The 5,720-nt window shown below is 61.9% G+C and carries 5 protein-coding genes and 1 pseudogene; 1 reads left to right on the top strand and 5 read right to left on the bottom strand.

Going from position 1 to position 5,720, the window contains the following annotated elements; genetic code table 11:
- Window positions 1-321 precede the first annotated feature (321 nt).
- The gene (locus EN884_RS23220; RefSeq protein WP_013531162.1) at window positions 322-507 is read right to left on the bottom strand and encodes a hypothetical protein; all 186 of its coding nucleotides are present in this window, start codon (window positions 505-507) and stop codon (window positions 322-324) included.
- Between the two features lie 221 nt (window positions 508-728).
- On the opposite strand from EN884_RS23220, the gene EN884_RS23215 reads away from it, so the two are divergent.
- A complete protein-coding gene (locus EN884_RS23215; protein ID WP_013531163.1) occupies window positions 729-1,628 on the top strand; it encodes a LysR substrate-binding domain-containing protein in 900 nt (299 codons plus the stop codon).
- 27 nt (window positions 1,629-1,655) lie between these two features.
- On the opposite strand, the gene EN884_RS23210 is transcribed toward EN884_RS23215, so the two are convergent.
- The 4 genes and pseudogenes from EN884_RS23210 to EN884_RS23195 form a co-directional block, all read right to left on the bottom strand.
- Window positions 1,656-2,603, bottom strand: coding sequence for an alpha/beta hydrolase (locus EN884_RS23210; RefSeq protein ID WP_024501316.1), 948 nt, complete (start codon window positions 2,601-2,603; stop codon window positions 1,656-1,658).
- 232 nt (window positions 2,604-2,835) lie between these two features.
- Window positions 2,836-3,021: a hypothetical protein gene (locus EN884_RS23205; protein WP_027160508.1), complete on the bottom strand. Its 186-nt coding sequence runs from the start codon at window positions 3,019-3,021 to the stop codon at window positions 2,836-2,838.
- Window positions 3,022-3,207: 186 nt separating this feature from the next.
- Window positions 3,208-5,361 (bottom strand): ASKHA domain-containing protein, encoded by a 2,154-nt coding sequence (locus EN884_RS23200; protein ID WP_063168205.1) that lies wholly within the window; start codon window positions 5,359-5,361, stop codon window positions 3,208-3,210.
- Window positions 5,312-5,720: pseudogene (locus EN884_RS23195) on the bottom strand (methyltetrahydrofolate cobalamin methyltransferase); the annotation flags it as partial. The pseudogene EN884_RS23195 and the gene EN884_RS23200, both read right to left, overlap by 50 nt.

The following is a 5,720-nucleotide window of genomic DNA, read 5'->3' as shown; positions in this document are numbered from 1 at the left end:
GCTCAGACGGGTCGCCTTCGCTTGATGGAGTGGGGCAGCTCGTTTGCTGGCGCTGATATAGGCTTGTGTAAGCAGAAACTAAATCGCAAAAGCGAACCGCTTGATATGAAATGCGACATCGATTGCGACAGATTTGGGCAAGGTGCTCAAAATTTACGATCATTTACAAGACATTAAGTGAAAACAGGAGCTGCTATGCGGCTTTCTCATATGCGTCATGCGTTGGCGACATGGCTCCAAAACTCATTTGTATACAAATAAAATAAAGAAGGCCTGCCGGGCGGTTCGCGCGGCAGGCCTTCAGCACATAGTACACACGATCTACTTTGCTCCAGCCCAGGATCCGATGCCATTGCGAGTACCGGTCTTGGTGTCGGAAGCCTCAGGCCAGCCGATATCCTTCTGCAGTTCGATCGGCAAGGAACGGATGGCGCGCTCGGTCTGGTAGCGGGCGCGTGCCGCGCTGAATTCGGTCGCGATGCGACCAAGAGACGACAGGATAGACATTTCTTTCTCCTTTGGTGGCTGGCGGGTGCCAGACAGCGCGTTGGTTACGTCGGGTTTGTTTCAACTTCATTTCGTGTCGAATGCAGGTCTGTGTCGGGGTCGTTTCATGGCTGCTTGTGGCAGCTGCCTCATTCGATGGAGTTGACTATCCTCCCAATCTGATGTTCAATCAAACGAAATGGAGTGATGTTTTGTATCAGAAAAATTGAAGGTCGGTTGCCATGAACGCCCCGCTCAATCATCCGCTGCCACTGCTCGATCTCGACGTTTTGCGCACTTTCGTGGCGATTGCCGAGACCGGCAGCTTCACCACCGCCGCCAATGCCGTCTTTCGCACGCCTTCGGCCGTCTCCATGCAGATCAAGAAGCTGGAGGACATTCTCGGCCGCTCCGTGTTCGCGCGCGACGCCCGCTCGGTGTCGCTGACCACGGACGGCGAGATGCTGCTCGGCTATGCCCGCCGGCTGCTGTCGATCAACCGCGAGGTGGTGTCGAAGTTCATCATTCCCGAGATTGTCGGTGTCGTGCGGCTTGGTTCGCCGGACGATTACGGCGAGCGCGTGCTGCCGCATGTGCTGAAGCGTTTCGCGCAGTCGCATCCGTCGATCGCCGTCGACGTCACCATCGACCAGAGCAGCAATCTGCGCCGGCGCATGGACGACCGGGCGCTCGACATCACGCTGCTGACCAATTCCTACAAGACCAGCGCGCTCGGCGCCGAGGTGCTGCTGACCGAGCCGATCGTCTGGGCTGGCGCCAAGGGCGGCTGCGCGCATCTGCGCGAGCCGCTGCCGGTGTCGCTTTGGGAAGAGGGCTGCGCCTGGCGCGCCGGAGCGCTCGATGCGCTTGGCCGCGAGGGCCGCAACTACCGCATCGCCTATATGAGCGCGCACACGGCCGGCCAGCGCGCCGCGATCATGTCCGATCTCGCCGTGGCGCCGCTGCCGAAGTCGTTTCTCGGCAACGACATGGTCGAACTCTGCCCGAAGGACGGCATGCCCGACATCGGCACCTACAATCTGGCGATGGTGGTGGCGCCGGACGCCAGCGCGCCGGTCAAGGCCGTCGCCGACCACATCCGCGCGACCTTCGAAGTGTTCCGGGAAACCGGCAAGTTCTGACCGGCTGGTAAGGACGACAATATAGAGCTACTCCGCCGCTTCGGCGGGGCGCTGTTCAGGCCTTAGTCTCGTGTCTTGCACGATCCGGCTCTCCCCGAGAAATTCGACGATGCGCTCGCGGGCGCGCCGGGCCTCCGGCATGTCGATCAGCGGCCAGACGTGGAACATGCCTTCCTCATAGACAAGATCGATTTCAACGCCGGCGGCGCGGGCTTTTTCCGCGAAGATCAGATTGTCGGGCGTCAAAAGATCGCGCGAGCCAGTCAAAAGCAGTGTTCTTGGCAGCACTGACAGATCTCCATAGACCGGGCTGATATGCCAGTCGCTGGGATCGATGCCGGCACTGTACAGACGAATCGCCTCTCGTCCGCCAGCTATGCCCAGCCAAGGGTCGTTGCGTTCCGCCTCGAACACTGCGGGATTGGTGAGCGACACGTCGAGACCCGGCGAAATGAGCACATGTCGTGACGGCAGGGACAGTCCTTCTTCGGCGGCCATCATGGTCAGCACCACAGCCATGTTGCCGCCGGCGGAATCGCCCATGAAGACGATGTCCTCGGCCTCCGTCTCGGCGAGCATCTGCCGGTAAACATCGCCAACCATCCCGAACATGGCGTGGAAATCATGTTCGGGGGCAATTGGATAGATCGGCACCGTGATTGCGTAGCCCAACCGATCCGCCATGTCGGCAATCAGGTGCCAATGATAGGGCGTGATTTCAAAGACATAGGCGCCGCCGTGCAAGTAGAGAATCCGCTTCTGTTCGCCGGACTTGGGTGGGATTTCGTATACGGGGAAGCCACCGACCGTATGCATCTCGATATCGAGACGCTGGTGTAGCGAGGCGGGCGGCCGGTGGTTCTCGGTCTTGCGCGCGGCCGCGATCCAGCGCTGCAGATTTTCCGGACTGGCAAATGCCTGCTTACGGCTGTGCCGCAAGACAAAAGACACGACATGGCTTTTCAAACTTGGCATGCGGATACACGAACTTCGGCCAAAGCCGACTAAGAGAACCCCCTAAATCGAAAGATTGTGCCGTGGCTGAAAATGTCAAGATTTGCGCCCGCGTCTACACGGCGGTTTGATCCGCGCCGCAGTGGTCAGCGACGCGGTAAAAGTGCGGCTCGCAGCCGGTTGCTGGTGGTCGCCGGGGACATGCGAGGTTCCCGGCGCATGCCGAGCAATTTGCATTTCTCGGCGAAGGTCATCAGCGCGCGGCGCTCCAGATAGCGTTGCTGAGGGATGCCCTTTCACTGGATCGCGGCGACACCGGCCAGCCGATGTCCTTCTGGATTTCGGGCGGCAGGCTGTTCAGCAGGCGCCGCGCCTTGCTGCGGTCATGGGCTTGTCTGATGGCGGTGCCATAGCGGCTCAGGCTTTCGAGCATTGACATCGTTGTCTCCCCTGGAGCGTTGCGGCGGCTGAAAGATATTTCCTGCCTGCCGTTCGATGCCGGTTGAATGCGCCTGCCATGTATCTGGCGAATTTCACGAAAACAGCGTTTTGGTTTCCGGATCAGACGATCCGGAAACATTTGCATGCAAATGAGTTTCGAAAGGTGTTGGCGGGGGCGGGCCGCTTATTCCCGTCCACGCCTCCGCCCCTCGTGGCCTTCGCGCGAACGCCGGCGCGGAGCGGCGTCGCCGGCAACGCCATCCTCGCTGACCGTCTTGCGCGGCGGCAGTTTCACCGCTGCCGACAGTTTCGGGAACGGATCGACCTTGTTGGGCAGCGCCATGGCGTAGACGAAATGCTCCTGGAATTTCGGTTCCAGCGCCGTCTCGATCTTCTCGATCTTGCTGACCGTGTCCTCGATCTCGCGGCGGTAGCCGCGATTGAGCAGCGCCATGCGCGCGCCGGCACCGGCGGCGTTGCCGACCGCCGAGACCTTGTCGAGGTCGCAATCCGGGATCAGGCCCAGCACCATGGCGTATTTCGGATCGATGAAGGAGCCGAAGGCGCCGGCGAAATGGATGCGGTCGACATGCTCGGTGTTCTGCTTTTCCATCAACAGCTTGGTGCCGGCATAAAGCGCTGCCTTGGCAAGCTGGATGGCGCGCACATCGGTCTGGGTGATGGTGATCTTCGGCCCATCTTCCGTCAATGCGGCGGAGCCGTCCTTCAGCACATAGGAGAAGGTGCGGCCGTTGGCCGTAACGCGCGGCGAGCGCGCCGAAAGCCCGCCGTCGATGACGCCGTCCTCGGAAATGATGCCGGCGAGATACATCTCCGCCACCACTTCGATGATGCCGGAGCCGCAGATGCCGGTGACGCCGGTCGCCTGGACGCTTTCCAGGAAGCCCGGCTCGTCGGACCACAGTTCAGAGCCGATGACGCGGTATTTCGGTTCAAGCGTATCGGGATCGATGCGTACGCGTTCGATGGCGCCGGGCGCTGCTCGCTGGCCGCCGGAGATTTCGGCGCCCTCGAAGGCAGGGCCGGTGGGCGAGGAGGCCGCAACCACCCGCTGGCGATTGCCGAGCACGATCTCGGCATTGGTGCCGACATCGACGATCAGCATCATCTCGTCCTGGCGATGCGGGCCTTCCGACAGCGTCACCGCCGCCGCATCCGCACCGACATGCCCGGCGATGCAAGGCAGCATGTAGAGCCTGGCGCCCTGGTTAAGCTTCAGGCCGATGTCGGATGCCTTGATATGCACCGCACCTGAGACAGCCAGCGCAAAGGGCGCGCCGCCAAGCTCGGTCGGATCGATGCCGAGGAACAGATGGTGCATGATCGGATTGCCGACGAAGACGCTGTCCAGGATGTCGTTGCGCTGGACATTGCCTTCGGCGCAGACCTTGTCGACGAGACCCGAGATCGCCTCCCGCACGGCGACCGTCATGCCCTCGCGGCCGTCCGGGTTCATCATCACATAGGAGACGCGGCTCATCAGATCCTCGCCGAAGCGGATCTGCGGGTTCGAGGTGCCCGACGAGGCGGCGACGCGGCCCGACAGCAGCGACACCAGATGCATGGCGATGGTGGTCGAGCCGATATCGCAGGCCAGCCCATAGGCTTCGTTCTTGAGGCCGGGCCAAAGTGCTACGACGCGCGCTGTCTCAGAGTCGGCATCCTTGTAGATGGCGGCGGTCGCGGTCCAGTTGCCCTTGCGCAGGATGCCTTGCACCTGCGGCAGCAGATAAAAATCGAAATCGAGGCTTTTCAAACCCCAATCGTGCATCAGCGCGATCTTCAGCCGGTCGAGATCACCAAGCGGCTTGTGCATGTCGGGTTCTTCGATCTCGACATAGCACATGCGGATCGCCGCATCGCGGGCGATGACCCTGGTGTCGGCATCCTTGCGGATGGTCTGCGCGTTGATGACCGTATCCTGCGGCACGTCGATGACGAGGTCGCCGAGGATTTGCGCCGAGCAGGAGAGGCGACGCCGTTCGGGTAGGCCGCGGACGCGCTCATAGCGCTCTTCCTTGGCGCCCTTGGGCGTGATGTGGTCGTTGGACGAAATGATCTTGTGCTTGGCGAAATTGCCTTCCTGCACTTCGATCTGGCAACGCCCGCAAGTGGCGCGTCCGCCGCACACACTTTCGACATAGACGCCGAGCTGGCGCGCGGCGTCTAGCACGGGTGTTCCAACAGGAAACCGCCCGCGCTTGCCCGACGGCATGAACAGCACGAGCGGGTCGGTGATGTTTGCAGGTGAATTCACGATTGCGCGCTTATCCTCGGCCCATCCGGGCTTCACGGCCGCCACGGCGGCGACCGCCATTGCCGGCGCCGTCGCCCGGCGCATTGACTTGCGTCGGGGCGGCAACGGCCTGGCCGCCTTCGGCCGGCTTGTAATCCTTGTAGGTGCGGATCCAGTTGGTGCAGTTCTCGTCGGTGCCGTTCAGCACATTGGCGCCGCGCACGGCTTCCATTTCCTGCGGCCGCACCGGGTTCATGATGGCCGAGGTCATGCCGGCGCCGATCACCATCGGGATGAAGGCGGCGTTGATGCCGTGGCGATGCGGCAGGCCGAAAGAGATGTTGGACAGGCCGCAGGTGGTGTTGACCTTGAGTTCTTCACGCAGACGACGCAGCAGCGCGAAGACCTGGCGGCCGGCATCGCCCAGCGCGCCGATCGGC

The organism is Mesorhizobium sp. M7A.F.Ca.AU.001.01.1.1 (genome assembly GCF_004022735.1).
In the GTDB taxonomy this organism is placed as follows: Bacteria; Pseudomonadota; Alphaproteobacteria; order Rhizobiales; family Rhizobiaceae; genus Mesorhizobium; species Mesorhizobium ciceri.
This window is presented reverse-complemented; position numbering and strand designations above follow the sequence as displayed.